This is a genomic window from Stenotrophomonas lacuserhaii (genome assembly GCF_014836545.1).
Lineage (GTDB): Bacteria > Pseudomonadota > Gammaproteobacteria > Xanthomonadales > Xanthomonadaceae > Stenotrophomonas > Stenotrophomonas lacuserhaii.
In genome coordinates this window covers 117,247-131,607 of the sequence record NZ_JACSQS010000001.1, presented here as the reverse complement: position 1 = coordinate 131,607, position 14,361 = coordinate 117,247, and the positions used below count along the sequence as shown (strand labels likewise).

Sequence of the window (14,361 nt, the reverse complement as noted above, 5' to 3'; positions counted from 1 at the left end):
ATTCTAACCCGACACGAAGCCCTGCCAGGGGATGGTCACCGGATGCATGATCCGCTCGGGATCCTGGATGATCGAGCTGGTCCACGGCTTCCGATACACCCGCACCCCGGCGAAGGCGGTGCCCTTGGCGAAGGCGGCGATGATCTGGTCAGTGATCGTGGTGCCCACGACGATGCCGCCGCCCGGCCGGTAACAGGCCGACAACTGCCCGAACCCCTGCAGCAGAGAGGGGCCGTCGTCGCCTATCCCGTAGTTCTGGGTCTGGTTGGGGAACCACTGCAGCTCCAACCACGCGCCGGTGGCCGGCGGCGTGAGGCCGAGGCCGGGATAGGAGCACGGGAGACCAATAGCGGCAGCGAACTCTCCGACAAGCCCTGCGAAGGCGTCATAGATGGCGGTGTCGCTCATTTGATCCGTTCCTTCACGTCCTTTGCCACCCTGTCGACGGTGAACGCCCAGTTCTGCGCGGCTGAGCGCATGAACCCCTTGCCGGCCTGCGCATAGACCCTGCCGAGACTGTCCTCACCATAGAAGCCGTGCTCCATGCGCAGGGCATAGGCGGCTGTCCAACCCGCCCACACCGACTGCCCCAGCTCGACGCCGGCGAACACCAGCGAAGGATCGCCGCCAGAGCCGTCGGGAGGGCCTGCGGTTGATGCTACTGCCGAGTTGCGAAGGAAGCCGGTGGCCACGGGCATCTTGCCGCCCTCGCCCTCCGGCGTGCTCGCATCCTCCATCACCGCCTGCGCCGACTCACGGAAGATCGCCAACTGGCGCTGCTTGGCCTTCTCTGCGAAGGCCTTCACCTGGTCACCGAACTTGTTGGCCACGCAGCACCTCCGCCGTCATGTCGATCCGGTATTGCTTCATGCAGCGGCAGCCGATCGTCTCTTCCGCACCTGCACCGAGCGAGCTGTCGCCGGGGTAATTCATCTGGGCGCCGCTCGGCGTCACGAATGGCTCGCCGAACCGGCGCCGCTGGCCGTTCATCGCCGCGTGGCTGTGCCTTGTTTGGCGGTCACCGGTAGCCGACCAGGTGCAGGTGACGTTCTCAGGGGCCAGCTTCCCAGCCTCAATCTGCTGCCGGTACGACTCCTCCCGGCCAGCGTTCATCGCTGTGATCGACTCCGTACGCGCGATCATCTCGCCGCGCAGGGCCAGCAGCCGGTCCGCGTAGCGCCCCGCGATCTTCTCGATGTCGGCCTGCGACACGGGCTTGCCGGCCGCGATGGCGCGCTTGACGATGCCGTCCAGGCGCTTGTCACGACGCTTGCGTCCGAAGTAGGCCGCCATCTGATTGGGGTCGCCGCTGGCCAGCTGCGCGCGCACGTTGGCTACGAACTGGCCCTGCTGAGCCGTGAGGCCCACGAGACCGCCAGCCCGGCGCCCACTCTCGCCGACCCTTCCCACCAGGTCCAGAGCGGTCTGGCGGGGATTGCGCCCCACGGCCATGCCCTGCTGCAGCGCGCCCCGCACCAGCGTCCGCTGGTCCTCGATGATGCCGGTGATCAGCTGCGACGAGTTGTCTCGTAGCCAGCCCTCGGCGGCTGGGTTGCGCAGGTCGAACGATGGCCGGAGCGCCGGCGATGGGGACCGGGGGCGATACCGCCCGGTGATGATCGGGTCCAGCGACAGACGAAGCGGCGGCATCTCGCCGAGCCCTGCATCAGCACCAGCGACGAAGGCCTGCCGGATCGCCTCTGAGAGCGGCGAGAAGCGCGCCGCGTCCAGACCCAGCGCTTCGAGCACCGTATCGACCTGGCCAGCACGCAGCAGGTCCGCCACCAGATCCAGCGGCGCCTGCCGTTGCACCTCGATCAGAGCCTGCACGAAGGCACGGCGGATGGCCGGCTCCAGCCGGATGGCAAGCCTTTCGATCTCGCGGGAGGATAGGCTGGCCATCAGCGACGGGCGTGGAACTCGTAGAGAAGGACCTGCCCACCGGGAGAGAGCGGCTGCAGGTCAATGAAGTTGTAGGGCACACCGCCCAGCAGGATCCGGTCGTCCTTGACCGGCTCGATGTCGATTGCCGTGGAGATCAGGCCCAACTTGTCGCCCTTCAGCACCAGCGTGCCGTCGCGGTCGGTGAGGCTGTATTCCAGCTCCACCACCGTGCAGTCGTGACTGGTGGGCTGGCCAGGCTGGGGGTTGTGCGGAGGCCCGGTGGGCACGCCGTTGCGCTGCAACTGCGTCAGGTAGCCGAACTCGGCAATCATCTCGGCCGCCACGTCCCGCATTTCGTCGTAGAAGTCGCTCATACGACCCTCACGGCCGGCATCGACCTTGGCGCGCGCAGAAGGGCCGCGAGGATCTCGTCAACGACCGTGATCACCGGTCGCGTCGGAACGCCACCATCAGCGGCCTTGTCGCTGTAGGCGACCTCGATGGGCCCCACTTTCTTGCGGATGGCCAGCGAGCTGGCGACGAAGTCGGGCGAAAGACTGCCCGGCTTCGCCAGTTCGCGCAGCGCAGCCTCATAGGTAGCCTGCAGGATCTCGACAGGCACCTCATCCGCCGGGATGCGGGCGCCTTCGTTGTCGATCGCACCGGTGCGGGGCCACTCGTTGGGCTGGCCCCGTCCCGCAGTACGCACGCCGGGGAACATCGATGCCCAGCGGCCGGAAGGCAGCAGGACCCGGTAACGACCGTCGATGTAGTCCGTGGCGCGGTTCAGCGCTGCGGTGCGCGCGCCGTCATCACCCGCGCCCCAAGCGGCGTTGCCGCGCGCCTGATGGTAGGTGTCCGCCCCTTCCAGCGTGCCGTACATGGTCAGCCCTCGCTCTTCTTCTGCGCCTCGGCGATGGCTTCCTGCAGCTTGCCGATGCCCCAGTGCGAGCCGACGCCGGCGACGCCCAGTTCTTTGGCACGCGCGACCAGCACCGCCTTGTCGGTGACCGGATCCGGCGCGGCGCCGCCATCCGGACCAATAGCACCGCCCGTGCTCGCAGCACCCGCCGCAGCAAGGGCTGCATCGGCACGCGTCCTCGCCTCGACCTCGGCACTGGCCAAGGCTTCCGAGCGCAGCTGCTCAATCGCGTCGGCCAGCTTGGCCTCGCGCAGCGTGTCGTCCAGCTCGTTCCAGCCTTCGATGGACAGGCCGGAAGCGGTATGTGCACATCGGACTACGTCGCCCAGCGACACGGAGACGTCGTCAACCAGATCGATGCGTACGGGCAGCACGTTGGAACCCAGCAGACTAGGTGCCTGCGGCGCGGAAGCACTGGCATCCCCGCCGAGGGTCAGGATCTTCGCCCTGATCCAACCCTGCACCACGGTGTTTTTCTTCAGCTGCTCCCAGTTGGCGACCGTCTCTTCAACGCCCGGCGCCAGCACAGTGCCGTCAGGCAGCCCGAGCGGGCCCCTGTGATTGTTGGTGATCTTCATGCTTCGCTCCGGTGAGGCCCCGGCTATCTGCCGGGGCCGTTTGGATCAGATGCCGTCCAGGTAGACGACTTCCTTCGGCAGGCGCACGTCCAGGCCACCCAGGCGCATCACGCCCGGGATGTCCCAGCGCAGCGGGCCGCTCTGCCAGGCCGGCAGGAAGCGGTGCGGCATCGGCATGTGCAGCTTCAGCACCTCCGGATCCTTGCGGTAAGCGACCAAGCGAGTGGTGCCGCCGACACCTGCGGTGTCCAAGCCACGCACGCCGCGCACAGTGAGCTGCTGGCCGGTCTGCACGGTGTACAGGTTGTTGGCCAGATACCACTGCATCACGGTCATGTCGCTGTTCTCGCTCATCTTGCGAGTGGCGAGCAGATTGAAGCGGGACCACGGCAGCAGGAGCATGTCGGCGATGGACGCTGTGTTGGTGCCGTTGAAGACGTTCAGCAGCGCCTGGTTGAGCACGCCCACGATCAGGTTCGTGTCGGTTTCGACCGTCCAATTGCCGGTCTGCGCGGCAACCGGAATCACGCCCGCCGCGTTGTACAGCCCGGTGAAGCCCTTGTCGGCGTCGCCCTGCAGTGCAACGCGGTCGACCATCTCTTCAGATGCCCGGCGCGCCGCGTTGGCGTCGTCACTTTGCAAGTTGATGCCCAGAAGCTGCGCCCGGCCGATCTCTTCCCAGCCGTAGCCGTAGCCGATACCAGCGGTGTGCACGCCAGTCTGGTGCTGCGCACGGTTGGTGCCGGCCTTCGGGATGTCGTCCGCGTTGCCGTTGATCCAGCCGGCCTTGCCGTACTGGTCGGACGAGAAGTAGGTCACCGAGGTGGCGAACTCGCTGCCGGAGGTGTCGACCGGAATCAGGTCTCGGTACTGCACCGACGGGTAGCGGGTACGGTAGACGCCCGGTTCGATGATCGATGCCTGGGCGATGACGAAGCCGAGGGCGGCCTGCGCATCGAACAGGTGCAGGGATTGTCCATTCATTGGTTTTGGCTCCTTAGCCGAGACGGACGACGGCCAGCTGGCCGGCGGCGGTGGTGCTGGTGTCCCAGCGGGCGCCGGAAATGGCGGTGTTGTCAGCCTCGGCGTTGGTGAACGCCCCGGCGTCGGTGAGGTAGACGCCGTCGCCGGCATCGACAGCCACCGCAGCTACGACCCACACGTCGCCCTTCGTACGGATGCGCGCCGATTCACCGACGCCGAAAGCATCGATCGCGCGGCCCGTCACCTGGCCTGCGGTAACGCTGAGCCCGGACGCAGAGCGATCCAGCAGCGCGATGCCGACGAAGTTCCCGCCGGCGAAGGGCTTCGCGCTCTTGTCCGTGGCGCCCTGCTCCACCGCCTTGCCGAAGGCGACGGCCGCGCCTTCGATGGTGCGTGAGATTTCGGTCGCCGGCAGCATAGTCGCCGGCGCGCCGGCAATGGCGGCCGGCTGGGTGTCGAGGTAGGTGTTCTGCAGTGCCATGGCTTAGGCCTCCTTGTGGCCGGCGGTGCGGTAATCGAGCCCGGCAACCGAAGCTGCCCAGCCGTTGTCATTGACCGGGGTGCGCTGGACGGCGCCGTCGCGCATCGCCTGCGCCACCGGGTCGCGCGGCTTGGCGCTGTCGGCCAGGATGTCGAAGCGCGCCTCGATGTAGGCATCCGGCTTGCCTGCGATGGCGGCATCGCCCAGCTTGGCGACCACGGCAGCCTTGCGGACTTCGGCATCGGTCTTGCCGCTGTAGTCGGCGTCGTGGATGGCCTTGGCCTTGCCAATCAGGTCGCCGCGCTGCTGCACACGCTGATCCAGCGCCGCGTCGCTCAGCACCTGGGCCTTCAGGGAATCGATCTCGGCATCGCGCTTGGCGATCTCGGAATCCTTGACCGCGATGGCCGTCTGGTGGGTGTGGTCAGCGGACGCCTGCGCGGTCTGCGCGTCCTTCAGCTGCGCCTGCAGCTTGCCGATGGCCTGTGCGCCGGCGTCGTTGGTCACGACGGACAGCCCATCGACCAGGATGGTCTTGTCGCTCATGGTTGGTTCCTTCTGGTGGTGATGGGGGCCGGGATCCGGAGCACCAGGGGCGCCCCCGTCCCCGATGCGAAGCTGTGCGCCGCCACGGGCCTTGTCGACCAGAGCGAGGTGGTTCATGCGGAGGTTCGTCTGCACCGCGTCGTAGGGCTGGCCCTCGGGCGTGACGCCATCGCGGAAGACGATCTCGGCGGTGTAGCCCATGGACAGCTCGCGCTTGCCCGATTCGTAGGCCTTGATGGCCGCGCCATCCATCAGCACCAGCGGCACCCGGACGAACTCGCCGTCACGGACCACCTCGCCGCCGGTCTGGCCAGCCGACACTGCCTTCCAGGTGTTCGCATCGACCATGTGCGCCGGGTGATCGACCGTTGCGGGCCGATACGCGTAACTGGTCATCGCATCCTGCGAGAAGACCTCTTCCGGCGGCCGATACAGCCTGACGATGGGCATGTCGGGCTTTCCCAGCTCGCTGCCGAGGTAGTCCTGCACGCCAGTGCGGGCCACCTTGACGTCGGCCACGAGGTAGCCGTCTGCGGTGCGGCGTGGAGCCGACACCGAGACGCGGTCAGTAAGGAACATGGTTCAGTCCTCGCGAAGCTCTTCGAAGATCTCCGGCCCGAGCACAATGCGGCCCCGGTACGGCTCGACCTTGGAGAGGTCAATGGGAGCCTTCGTCAGGCTGATGTGCGGCGTGTAGTCCTCGAAGTCGTGAGACCCACCCGCGCGGATGATGCTTTCGTGGCGCCAGACCAGCTGGGAGGAAGCGAACAGGATCACCGCCGACATGCCACCCAGCGGCTCGACTGCGCGCGGACCACCTTCGGGGATGACGAGCTCATCCCTGCCGTCCGAGCACCAGTCATTGGCGTTACCCGCCTTGATCCAGTCGAATGCCTGGCTGGAGTGGACGATGGTGACGTGCAGGTCGTCGCGGAGGTCTGTGATGCCCTGCCCCTTCGCCCAGGCTGCGATCTCGCTGACGTTCTGAACGTCGCGGCGGACATACAGCGAGCGCGGTGCCGCATCGACAACCGGCGTGGCTGCTGCCCCCCTCTCTTCGTCGTCGTCCGGATCGTCGCCTTCGGGCGCCGACAGCGCGTACTCGGCCATTTCCGATTCCAGACCGGGCGCCACGCCCGCCTCGGTGAGCATGTTCACTGCCACCGTGGTCATCACATCGTCGGGGATCAGCTTCGTCTCCGCAACGATCTTGATGCTCTCGGCGGTGGTCTTGCCGATGTCGGCCCGCTCCTTGTCGGTGGTCTGCCACAGGCTGCGCCAGTTGTAGAACACCTCTTCCGGACGGGTGCCGAGCGCGGAGCGGATCAGGCATTCATCCAAGACCTGCAGAGCGGGGCTCAGCACCAGCTCTTGGCCCGAGCTGATCCGGTCGTAGTAGTTGCGCAGGTCGCTCTCGCCGGTGGCGTTGAGGCCCCCAGGTGACTGGCTCATCAGGCGGGTCATCGGGATATCGGCTGCGCCCGACGCCATCTGCATGAAGGACATCAGCACGTCCGTCAGGCCGCCGAACTGGAGCTGCTTCTGCTCGTACTCTTCGGCGGCATCCATGATCAGGGTGCCGTTGATGCCCTTCGCCATCATGGCCAGCTGCAGGCGCTGCAGCATCTGCTGCTCGAACTCCGGATCTGCGAGCTTCTCCATGAAGTCCGGGATCTTGATGACGTCGACCTTGGCCTCGAACACCATGGACGCGATGTTCGCGGTGGTGGCATCAGCGTCCTTGAGGGCGCGACTGATCGCCATCAGCACCGAATCGCCCCAGCCGTCACCCGCGTCCAGCTCGGGGTCTGGCTTGGGCGCACCGTGGAAGATCACCAAGCGCGAGGGATGGATGCGAAGCTGGCCAGCGGTGCCGCTGTTCAGGTTGTAGAAGGCCGGGCGGCCGTAGCCGGGCGACTCGGGGTCGCGATCAAGCTCGCCGCCCTGCAGCACACGTTTGGACAGCACGTTGATGTGGCGAATGCCGCCCTTGCCGATTGTCTCTGGCCTCAGCGGCTGCATCGGATCGGAGTTGCCGGTGCCGATATACAGCGCCGCCCCGCCCACCAGTCGCGCCCGGATCATCGCGTCGAGGGTCTTCTGCTGCACCCCGAGGCGCTTTTCCTCCGCTTCGATCGCGCTGATCTGCTTCTGGTCGGCGCTCCATCCCCGCCACTTCCGGCAGCTGTCCATAGCTGGGATATCGATCACCTTGCGAGCCAGCCAGGTGCCGCGGTAAGCGTTGTTGGCGTCCTGCTCATTGAGCACCGGGAGGCCATACGCAGTGGCAGCGGACTTGTCACGCTGCGTGCCCAGGTTGGCGACCAGGTTGACCAGCCCGTCTTTGATTTGTGCGAGCTTGCCCATCAGAGCGCGTTCCCCAAGTTGTAGTTGCTACCGCCCATGGCGTTGAATGCGCGTGCGCATCCGTCCACCTGGTCGTCGTTGTTGCCGTTGGGGAACATGCGGAACTCGTCCAGCAGCTTCTCGTTCCATTCGGCGCGGAGCATGCGGACGTTGCCGACGTTGATCTGCGCAGCCAACGGCGAAGCACGAGTAACCTTGTCGCCCGTTTCGGTGGTGAACGCGAAAGGCACCCCGACCAGCTTCTTGCCCAGGTACGCGGCTTGCGCCTTGCCTGCCTGACCCGGATCCTGCGGCAGCGACTGCTTGCAGCGGTCGGCCTTGGCCGTGTTCACCACCAGCTTCTCGACCTCGTCCGGCCCGCCCCGCTCGCGGGCAACGTGCACGATGTAGATGATCCCGTCCCTGTCACGCGCCAGCTTTGCCCCGACAGTCCAGTCGCCGGCGTCCTTGGTGGCCGCCAGATCCCACCCGCGCAGCATGCGCAGGCCGGTTGGCAGGGCATCCACGATCTCGATCCTGCCGGCCTTGATGATGCCGCCGGCGAGTGGCGAGGGCCGCTGCTGGTACTGCCCTGCGAAGACGTAAGGCATGGCCTCCTGCATGCGCAGAAGGTCTTTGACGCTGTGCTTTTCCGGCCAGAGCGCTTCGCCCTCTTCGGAGAGGGCCTCGAAGCAGACGTGCTCCCAGACCTCACCGTTACCGCCTGGCGCTGGAGGCTGCCCGGGCTTCCTGCCAAGCAGCCACCCGGCGAGGTCACCCTCGTGCAGCCGCTGCATGATGACGATGATCGGGGTGTCGGCGCTGTTCACGCGTGACTGCAGGGTGTTGTTGAACCAATCAAGGACCCCGCCACGGACCTTGTCGCTGCCCGCCTCGTCCGGCTTGTGCGGGTCATCGATGATGATGGCGCCACCGAAGCCTGGGCGGGCCTTGCCTGCGCCGAAGCCAGTGACGGTGCCGCCGGCGCCGGTGGCATACACCACCCCGCCCTTCGTGGTCCGCCAGTCGCCCTTCGCGCTGCTGTCCTTGCGCAGCTCCAGCTCGGGGAATATCTCCCGGTAGACCTCGTGCTGTACCAGCTCGCGGGCATTGGAGCTGTTGTTCAGCGCCAGTGGCGCGGCGTAGCTGATGTGGATGAACTCGGAATCCGGCACCTTGCCCAGGCACCACGCAATCCAGTTCACCACCGCCAGCTCGGTCTTGGAGTACCGGGGCGGCAGGTTGATCACCAGGCGCTTGCACTCGCCGCGGTAGACGCGGTTGAGCGCGGCACACAGCTGGGCGTGGTGCTTTGCCTTCATCCATGGGAAGTTCTTCTTCCGTAGGAAGGTGTAGCGGCTGAAGAAGTAGAAGTCCTCGCGCGCCAGTTCCGCAGCGACCACCTTCTGTTCGGCGGTCAGCTCTGTCACGTCACACGTCCTCCATAAGCCCCCGCGCCACGTCACGGAACCGGCCCGGCGTCATGTCCGCGCTCTGGATGGGTGCTCCGTTCGGGCCGCTGTGCTCCAGCTGCTGCTTGTTGGTGTAGGCCCCGCCTGTTTCCTTGGCCGCCTGCTCCATGAGCTGAGCGGCCAGTGCCATGTTCTTGATGCTCTCGGCTCGCACAGCCATGCGGTGCAGCGCACGCAGCCGGTAGGCCTTGTTGGCGATGGGGATGTCCGCCGTCTCGGTCTTGAAGCGCTCCCGGGTCTCGTTGAACAGGTCCACCCAGCGCTTCGCCAGCTTCTGGCCAGCCTTCTTCGTGGGGTCGTGGCCTTCCACCACCTGGCGGGACACCGCCTGCCCGTACTCGCTCTTGACGGCGTCCACGACCTGCGTGGGGGTGTCAAAGCACGCCAGCTGCTGGACGATGAACGTCTTGATGTCGGGACTGAGGGCGGGCATTGGCTGGGAACCTTGTCAGGCCCAGTCAGGTCAGGCGGCCCTGAGCAGGCACGTCCCACAGGACCGGGCAATATCGAGTCTGGCCACCTCAGGCGGCCCCTTGGCTGCGTCAATGAGGCGCTGGACCTCTGCCCCTGCCCCATATCGTCGGACCACTCCCACGAACTCTTCAACGTCGTGGGCGCGCATGATGAGCGCAGCTTTTCCGTCCCGCCTGAACTTCGGGGCTCCGTACTGATCGGTCTCTTGGGCCACGTGGTACAGCTCGTGCTCCACCAGCGCGCAGAACTCGGTGTCGCTGCACTGGGAGCAGTAGTCAGCGGCCAGGGTGATCACCACCTCGGGCACACGGCCGAACCAGTCCACCATCTGGCGCTCCATGCGGGCCTTCTGCCACCCACCTGCCCGGAAGGCGACCAGCTCAGCCTGCCCCACCACCGTTCTACCCTGCTTGGTGAAGCAGCTGCCCGCCCAGAGGATGCCCACGTCGGCGCCCTGCAGGTGGAGGTGATCGGGGTTGTGGAGGCTGCCATCCTCGGACAGCACCTCTGCCTCGATCCACTGCCAGACGTCGGGAGCAGGCCGAAACCGCATGGCCATGTCTTCCAGGTCGATGTCGTGCAGCACACTTGGCGGCTGGGGTCTGCCCATGGGCTACCATCTCCGGACATCACAAGGAGCACAACGATGCAGTGGGGACCCGCCGAGCAGCAGGCAATCATCATGGATGTCGCCAACGGTCACGCCGTCGATCAAGCGAAACTGGACTGGGCCGTTCGCTTGGGATACGTGATCATGAATGACGAGGAGCCGGAGGTAACGGACGAAGGCTGGGATTTCTTCCACGCCGGATAGGAGATCAGGGGACAGGCTTGCCTTGAACCTGCTCCACCCCGTCCAGTTGGGCCTCGTACTGGAGCAGGCAGCGCTTGCGACCGTTGCTCACTGAGAACACCGCTGATGGGCTGCCGTCCCGCAGCCAGCTGCACCGCTTGGTCAGCTCCGGAGCGATCGGCACATACGTGGCAACCGGCACACTGACTACCACAGGCGCCGGCGGGTTCGGCTTGTGCGCTTCGGAGGCGCAGGCGGCGAGGCTGCCCAACAGGGCGATGATCACGATCCGCATCTCAGTACCCCTTGAGGGCTGGGCAGGCAGAGTCCAGCAGCTCAAGGGCTGCCTGGCATGTGTCGGGGCGCTCCTCGTACCGCTCGCGCCAGGTGGAGGCGTCCTTCTCAGATGCCTCGATCTTTCCAGCCAGCTCGTTCAGCGCCTGCGCGCTCTCCGCCCTGAGGCGCTCAAGCTTCTCGGCTTCCGCCCGCAGGGTGCTGGCCACCTCGGCAAGCCTGGCATCCCTTGCGTCTACGTCGGCCTGCAGGCGGTCGGCGTCGGCACGCCAGTCGGCCTTGACCTTGACCACCTGCGCGCTGAGCTCTTGGATCCGTTGCTCCCGCTCGTAGGCGGTCAAGCCGGACACGAGACAACCGAACGCCAGCACCGCGCAGAAGACCTTGACGAGGCTGCCGGGCTTCCTCAGCCACCGGACGGTGCCGGTAAGCCAACCGACAATGAGGCCCCAGAGGGCGGAGAGCAGTTGCAGAACGCTGTTCATGGGGACGTGCCTCCATTTGCGCCAGTCGCCCGCTCTACCAGCTTGAGGTAGCTCGGCAGCAGGCGGCGGATGACGACTCCGGAGATGCCTGCCAGCGGCAGCTGGGGCGCGCCGGCGAGTGAGGGGAACCAAAAGCCCGCGACAGCGATGACCCAGGCAGCGAGGATTGCGTAAGCGATCACCGCGACGGCCAAGGCCAGCAGGCGGGTGCCGCTCTGGATCCATCGGCGCCCGCGCGGTCGGGCTGCATCGGCAGAGACCCGCTCTGCGTCCTTCTCCGGCAGCAGCAGCACGCCGATGAGGGCACCGGCGATGGCTACCAGCAGCACCGACTGAGGTACGCCGAGGATGACCCGTTCGGCCTGCCGCAGGGCGTCAGCCGTCGCCGGGCCCACCACCGCCGCGGTGAAGGTGCCGACGACGGTCTTGAGAGTGCTCACGGGTTCAGTCATCGGCCTACCAACCTTGCGTATCCGGCCTTAGCCAGCTTCAGCTTCTGCTTGCGGTCGTCCAGGCCGTTCGGCATGGCCTTGCTCGTGGGGGAGCCGAGGTTCACAGCGCGGCTCACCGCCAGAACGTCGTCCCGGTCAGCGACGGCGTTGATCCTGTCGCGGCTCCAGAAGTAGCCGGCCGCCAGTGCAGCGTCGGGCAACGAGGCGAGCATGTCCGGATCACGGACGGCGCGGTCATCACCGTAGATCGCCTGGCTGTACTTCTCGTAGTTGTCGCGGCCGGTGAGCTGGATGCCGCCTCGGCCCCGGAAGCGGAAGCCATCCCCAGGCTGCGTGTTACCCAAATCCCTGCGGCCTTCGTACCGGCTCTGCGCGGGCGTCGGCCCCCACAGTTCCTTGAGCCAGCGACCCGTGCCGCTCTCGTGCGCTACCTGCGCCAGGAAGTGGCAGACGCGAAGCTCGGTGTTTATGCCGAAGCGATGGCAGGCCTGTTCGAGGGCCAGCGCCAATGCCGGCGAGAACCCCATCCCGGCGGCGACTGTTTCGATGCTCACCATGGTGCCCCTGTACTGGTAGCAGCGGCCCGATTCGAACGGGCGACCTCCGGGTTATGAGCCCGGCGAGATGCCGCTTCTCCACGCTGCAATGGGTGCCCGCCCCGCTGCCGGCTGGGCACGAGGGTTGATCCGGTGTGGGGATGCGGGCGTAGCTGGAGCGGGCCATGGGAATCGAACCCATGTGGTCAGCTTGGAAGGCTGATGCCTGAGCCACTCGGCCAGGCCCGCACAAGAAAAAGCCCCGCTCGATGGCGGGGCTGATGAGTTTGGCCGGCGGCCAAGTCTCGCGATGATGTGGATTCTGCAGGTCAAAGCATGGACCCAGCAACACCACATTTTCAGAGCCTATGCAGCGCGTGCCTCGGGTACGTAATCGGAGTTGCTCAGTGCGCGGGAAAAGTTGCGCGCTGCCACTTCGCCCGCCTGATGCAGCTCCGACAGCAACCATTCGAACACCGGCCTCCAGCGCTTCGGGTACGCCGAGGGATCGCACCCCATTGCGAGAGCCCGACGACGGTCGGGCAGAGGCTCCATGCCGGTGCACTTGCAGGCCGCGCAGCCCTTGTCTTCGACGATGCCAGCGCCGCGGCACGCCTCGCACCGGTTGCCGCTGGCCAGCTCCTGCACCACGGCGTCGACCATTCGGCTCAGGTGCTGGTAGGTGTTGCGCGGCCAAGCGGCGGCGCGCGCCTGGTCGACGGCAACCTTGCGCTGTTGCAGAGCGCGACGCTGCGCGTCCGACATCCCGCGCCGTCCCAGCAACACGATGGCCTGCACGAACTCCAGGTCGGCCTCCGCATCGGCCAGCGCTCGCGCGCGGCGGGTAAACTCTGGCCGGACGATGGCCAGCACCGCCTCAGTTAGCTTCGGCCGGTGCCGCAGGGCTCCATCGGGCAGGTACACCGCTTCCATCACCTCGCGGCCCAAGCCGGCCGGGACCATGCCGAGCGCGGCGGCGATATCGGACGTCGTCAGGCTGGGCGCGCCTCCGCCCTGCCCCACGTCAAAGCGCACGGTCTGTGGGTTCAGGCGGGCCAGCATCTCGCGGCGGTCAGCCATGGGTGTTCTCTCCTGGGGTACTGCTGGTGGTAGGAATGCCGCGCGCTTCCGCAAGGGTGGCGCGCCAGCGATATGCGGTGGCTCGGTGCATGCCGAAGTCGTCCATTAGCTCCTGGACGGTGGGGAGGCGGCGCCGGTACTTGTCAGCAACCCGGCAGGCGATCAGCAGGCCCACGCGAACTGAGTGCCGAGGTCCTCCGATCTCCTCGCTGTAGCGCGGTGTGGTCATGGCAGCAGCCGCTCGATCTCGATGACGCAGCCCGGCGCATCGAGCGCGTCCACGCCCTCGCCCGGGTAGCGCTTCGAGGCTGTGCACTCCACCACCCTGGCGTCATCGCGCCAGACGCCCGCGTCGGTGATGGCGTCCTCGGTGGAACGCACCAGCTTCGACAGATCGGGCAGCTTGCTCGGCAAGGTTACGCGGCGCTTCGGGGCGCTGGTCGGCTTGGGCAGGGTGAAGGTCATCCGGACGCAAAGGGGCTCATCCAGCAGCGCGAGGCCCAACTGCGCTCGCACCTGCTCCGCCGCAGCTTTGACGTCCTGCCTCCACGGCCTGACCTTTTTCGATGACTCGGCCAGAATCGCCCGGCCGCTCTTGGCCAGCCCCTTGAACGACTTGCTCCCCTGCGGCGCCGGCGACCCGTAGACCACAATCCGGATGCTCATGCAGCCACCTGGATCGCGCCCATCTGCCACAGGGCCAGCATCGTGCGCTCATGGCCGCGCTGCCAGATCTCGGCCTTCTCCTCGCGGGTGAAGCGCCGCCCTTGGTCCAGCTCGCGGTGGCATGCCCTGCAGCCCGCCGCCACGAAGCAGTCGTGCGCCTTGAGCGCGCCGCCCTTGCCGTGCCGGCTCTGGTTGCTGTGCGCAGGCTCGCCGAAGCCGCCCTCGCAGCAGCGCTCGATCTGCAGGGTGCACTCGACGTGGTACACCGCATCGAGCAACGCGCGATCACGGTAATTAGCGTGCATCCCAGCCGCCCCTTTGGTGCACGCAGGCACTTTCCTCTCTCCTCAGATAATGAGATAACTTAT

Annotated in this window: 21 protein-coding genes and 2 tRNA genes; 1 reads left to right on the top strand and 22 read right to left on the bottom strand. The window is 66.6% G+C overall.

What is annotated here, in order from left to right; translation table 11 throughout:
- Nucleotides 1–3: 3 nt before the first annotated feature.
- Genes H9654_RS00725 through H9654_RS00665 form a run of 13 tightly spaced genes read right to left on the bottom strand, consistent with a single transcriptional unit; the run spans nt 4 to nt 10,297 of the window.
- On the bottom strand, nt 4–408 hold the full coding sequence (locus tag H9654_RS00725; RefSeq protein WP_191768228.1) for a phage tail terminator-like protein: 405 nt from the start codon (nt 406–408) through the stop codon (nt 4–6).
- On the bottom strand, nt 405–830 hold the full coding sequence (locus H9654_RS00720; protein WP_191768226.1) for a hypothetical protein: 426 nt from the start codon (nt 828–830) through the stop codon (nt 405–407). Before H9654_RS00720 ends, H9654_RS00725 begins: the two co-directional genes overlap by 4 nt.
- Nucleotides 811–1,902 carry a phage minor head protein gene (locus H9654_RS00715; protein WP_191768225.1) on the bottom strand — a complete coding sequence of 364 codons (1,092 nt, stop codon included), beginning with the start codon at nt 1,900–1,902 and terminating at the stop codon, nt 811–813. The genes H9654_RS00720 and H9654_RS00715 overlap by 20 nt, the downstream gene beginning before the upstream one ends.
- Nucleotides 1,902–2,258, bottom strand: a complete 357-nt coding sequence (locus H9654_RS00710; RefSeq protein WP_191768223.1) for a hypothetical protein — start codon at nt 2,256–2,258, stop codon at nt 1,902–1,904. Before H9654_RS00710 ends, H9654_RS00715 begins: the two co-directional genes overlap by 1 nt.
- Complete coding sequence (locus tag H9654_RS00705; protein ID WP_191768221.1) at nt 2,255–2,767, bottom strand: DnaT-like ssDNA-binding protein; 513 nt, start codon at nt 2,765–2,767, stop codon at nt 2,255–2,257. Before H9654_RS00705 ends, H9654_RS00710 begins: the two co-directional genes overlap by 4 nt.
- A gap of 2 nt (nt 2,768–2,769) precedes the next feature.
- Nucleotides 2,770–3,384 carry a hypothetical protein gene (locus tag H9654_RS00700; protein WP_191768219.1) on the bottom strand — a complete coding sequence of 205 codons (615 nt, stop codon included), beginning with the start codon at nt 3,382–3,384 and terminating at the stop codon, nt 2,770–2,772.
- Nucleotides 3,385–3,429: 45 nt separating this feature from the next.
- Nucleotides 3,430–4,368 carry a DUF2184 domain-containing protein gene (locus H9654_RS00695; RefSeq protein ID WP_191768217.1) on the bottom strand — a complete coding sequence of 313 codons (939 nt, stop codon included), beginning with the start codon at nt 4,366–4,368 and terminating at the stop codon, nt 3,430–3,432.
- Between the two features lie 13 nt (nt 4,369–4,381).
- Nucleotides 4,382–4,849 (bottom strand): structural cement protein Gp24, encoded by a 468-nt coding sequence (locus H9654_RS00690; protein ID WP_191768215.1) that lies wholly within the window; start codon nt 4,847–4,849, stop codon nt 4,382–4,384.
- A 3-nt stretch (nt 4,850–4,852) separates the two neighbouring features.
- Nucleotides 4,853–5,974, bottom strand: coding sequence for a DUF2213 domain-containing protein (locus tag H9654_RS00685; RefSeq protein ID WP_191768213.1), 1,122 nt, complete (start codon nt 5,972–5,974; stop codon nt 4,853–4,855).
- 3 nt (nt 5,975–5,977) lie between these two features.
- Complete coding sequence (locus H9654_RS00680; RefSeq protein ID WP_191768212.1) at nt 5,978–7,762, bottom strand: anti-CBASS protein Acb1 family protein; 1,785 nt, start codon at nt 7,760–7,762, stop codon at nt 5,978–5,980.
- Nucleotides 7,762–9,171, bottom strand: coding sequence for a phage terminase large subunit (gene terL, locus H9654_RS00675; RefSeq protein WP_191768210.1), 1,410 nt, complete (start codon nt 9,169–9,171; stop codon nt 7,762–7,764). The genes H9654_RS00680 and terL overlap by 1 nt, the downstream gene beginning before the upstream one ends.
- 1 nt (nt 9,172) lies before the next feature.
- On the bottom strand, nt 9,173–9,646 hold the full coding sequence (locus H9654_RS00670) for a DUF2280 domain-containing protein (protein WP_191768208.1): 474 nt from the start codon (nt 9,644–9,646) through the stop codon (nt 9,173–9,175).
- A gap of 30 nt (nt 9,647–9,676) precedes the next feature.
- Nucleotides 9,677–10,297 (bottom strand): putative metallopeptidase, encoded by a 621-nt coding sequence (locus tag H9654_RS00665; protein ID WP_191768207.1) that lies wholly within the window; start codon nt 10,295–10,297, stop codon nt 9,677–9,679.
- A 36-nt stretch (nt 10,298–10,333) separates the two neighbouring features.
- Here H9654_RS00665 and H9654_RS00660 point away from each other — a divergent pair, with 36 nt between their 5' ends.
- On the top strand, nt 10,334–10,501 hold the full coding sequence (locus H9654_RS00660; RefSeq protein WP_191768205.1) for a hypothetical protein: 168 nt from the start codon (nt 10,334–10,336) through the stop codon (nt 10,499–10,501).
- Between the two features lie 4 nt (nt 10,502–10,505).
- Here the strand turns inward: H9654_RS00660 and H9654_RS00655 are convergent, their stop codons facing one another.
- The 9 genes from H9654_RS00655 to H9654_RS00615 all read right to left on the bottom strand — a co-directional run bounded on the left by H9654_RS00655 (nt 10,506) and on the right by H9654_RS00615 (nt 14,298).
- Complete coding sequence (locus tag H9654_RS00655; RefSeq protein WP_191768203.1) at nt 10,506–10,775, bottom strand: hypothetical protein; 270 nt, start codon at nt 10,773–10,775, stop codon at nt 10,506–10,508.
- Nucleotide 10,776: 1 nt separating this feature from the next.
- Nucleotides 10,777–11,259, bottom strand: a complete 483-nt coding sequence (locus tag H9654_RS00650) for a hypothetical protein (protein WP_191768201.1) — start codon at nt 11,257–11,259, stop codon at nt 10,777–10,779.
- Nucleotides 11,256–11,711, bottom strand: coding sequence for a hypothetical protein (locus H9654_RS00645; RefSeq protein WP_191768199.1), 456 nt, complete (start codon nt 11,709–11,711; stop codon nt 11,256–11,258). Before H9654_RS00645 ends, H9654_RS00650 begins: the two co-directional genes overlap by 4 nt.
- The gene (locus tag H9654_RS00640; RefSeq protein ID WP_191768198.1) at nt 11,708–12,268 is read right to left on the bottom strand and encodes a glycoside hydrolase family 19 protein; all 561 of its coding nucleotides are present in this window, start codon (nt 12,266–12,268) and stop codon (nt 11,708–11,710) included. The genes H9654_RS00645 and H9654_RS00640 overlap by 4 nt, the downstream gene beginning before the upstream one ends.
- A gap of 13 nt (nt 12,269–12,281) precedes the next feature.
- A tRNA-Met gene (locus tag H9654_RS00635) sits at nt 12,282–12,356 on the bottom strand.
- 65 nt (nt 12,357–12,421) lie between these two features.
- A tRNA-Gly gene (locus H9654_RS00630) sits at nt 12,422–12,496 on the bottom strand.
- 117 nt (nt 12,497–12,613) lie between these two features.
- A complete protein-coding gene (locus tag H9654_RS00625; RefSeq protein WP_191768196.1) occupies nt 12,614–13,327 on the bottom strand; it encodes a hypothetical protein in 714 nt (237 codons plus the stop codon).
- Between the two features lie 225 nt (nt 13,328–13,552).
- The gene (locus tag H9654_RS00620; RefSeq protein ID WP_191768194.1) at nt 13,553–13,993 is read right to left on the bottom strand and encodes a RusA family crossover junction endodeoxyribonuclease; all 441 of its coding nucleotides are present in this window, start codon (nt 13,991–13,993) and stop codon (nt 13,553–13,555) included.
- Complete coding sequence (locus H9654_RS00615) at nt 13,990–14,298, bottom strand: hypothetical protein (protein WP_191768192.1); 309 nt, start codon at nt 14,296–14,298, stop codon at nt 13,990–13,992. Before H9654_RS00615 ends, H9654_RS00620 begins: the two co-directional genes overlap by 4 nt.
- Nucleotides 14,299–14,361: the final 63 nt, after the last annotated feature.

Bases quoted from the DNA above. Each gene is read 5' to 3' on its own strand.
- H9654_RS00725 (WP_191768228.1), bottom strand. From the start codon at position 408: ATGAGCGACACCGCCATCTATGACGCCTTCGCAGGGCTTGTCGGAGAG.
- H9654_RS00715 (WP_191768225.1), bottom strand. From the start codon at position 1,902: ATGGCCAGCCTATCCTCCCGCGAGATCGAAAGGCTTGCCATCCGGCTG.
- H9654_RS00710 (WP_191768223.1), bottom strand. From the start codon at position 2,258: ATGAGCGACTTCTACGACGAAATGCGGGACGTGGCGGCCGAGATGATT.
- H9654_RS00705 (WP_191768221.1), bottom strand. From the start codon at position 2,767: ATGTACGGCACGCTGGAAGGGGCGGACACCTACCATCAGGCGCGCGGC.
- H9654_RS00700 (WP_191768219.1), bottom strand. From the start codon at position 3,384: ATGAAGATCACCAACAATCACAGGGGCCCGCTCGGGCTGCCTGACGGC.
- H9654_RS00695 (WP_191768217.1), bottom strand. From the start codon at position 4,368: ATGAATGGACAATCCCTGCACCTGTTCGATGCGCAGGCCGCCCTCGGC.
- H9654_RS00690 (WP_191768215.1), bottom strand. From the start codon at position 4,849: ATGGCACTGCAGAACACCTACCTCGACACCCAGCCGGCCGCCATTGCC.
- H9654_RS00685 (WP_191768213.1), bottom strand. From the start codon at position 5,974: ATGTTCCTTACTGACCGCGTCTCGGTGTCGGCTCCACGCCGCACCGCA.
- H9654_RS00680 (WP_191768212.1), bottom strand. From the start codon at position 7,762: ATGGGCAAGCTCGCACAAATCAAAGACGGGCTGGTCAACCTGGTCGCC.
- H9654_RS00670 (WP_191768208.1), bottom strand. From the start codon at position 9,646: ATGCCCGCCCTCAGTCCCGACATCAAGACGTTCATCGTCCAGCAGCTG.
- H9654_RS00665 (WP_191768207.1), bottom strand. From the start codon at position 10,297: ATGGGCAGACCCCAGCCGCCAAGTGTGCTGCACGACATCGACCTGGAA.
- H9654_RS00660 (WP_191768205.1), top strand. From the start codon at position 10,334: ATGCAGTGGGGACCCGCCGAGCAGCAGGCAATCATCATGGATGTCGCC.
- H9654_RS00655 (WP_191768203.1), bottom strand. From the start codon at position 10,775: ATGCGGATCGTGATCATCGCCCTGTTGGGCAGCCTCGCCGCCTGCGCC.
- H9654_RS00650 (WP_191768201.1), bottom strand. From the start codon at position 11,259: ATGAACAGCGTTCTGCAACTGCTCTCCGCCCTCTGGGGCCTCATTGTC.
- H9654_RS00645 (WP_191768199.1), bottom strand. From the start codon at position 11,711: ATGACTGAACCCGTGAGCACTCTCAAGACCGTCGTCGGCACCTTCACC.
- H9654_RS00640 (WP_191768198.1), bottom strand. From the start codon at position 12,268: ATGGTGAGCATCGAAACAGTCGCCGCCGGGATGGGGTTCTCGCCGGCA.
- H9654_RS00625 (WP_191768196.1), bottom strand. From the start codon at position 13,327: ATGGCTGACCGCCGCGAGATGCTGGCCCGCCTGAACCCACAGACCGTG.
- H9654_RS00620 (WP_191768194.1), bottom strand. From the start codon at position 13,993: ATGAGCATCCGGATTGTGGTCTACGGGTCGCCGGCGCCGCAGGGGAGC.
- H9654_RS00615 (WP_191768192.1), bottom strand. From the start codon at position 14,298: ATGCACGCTAATTACCGTGATCGCGCGTTGCTCGATGCGGTGTACCAC.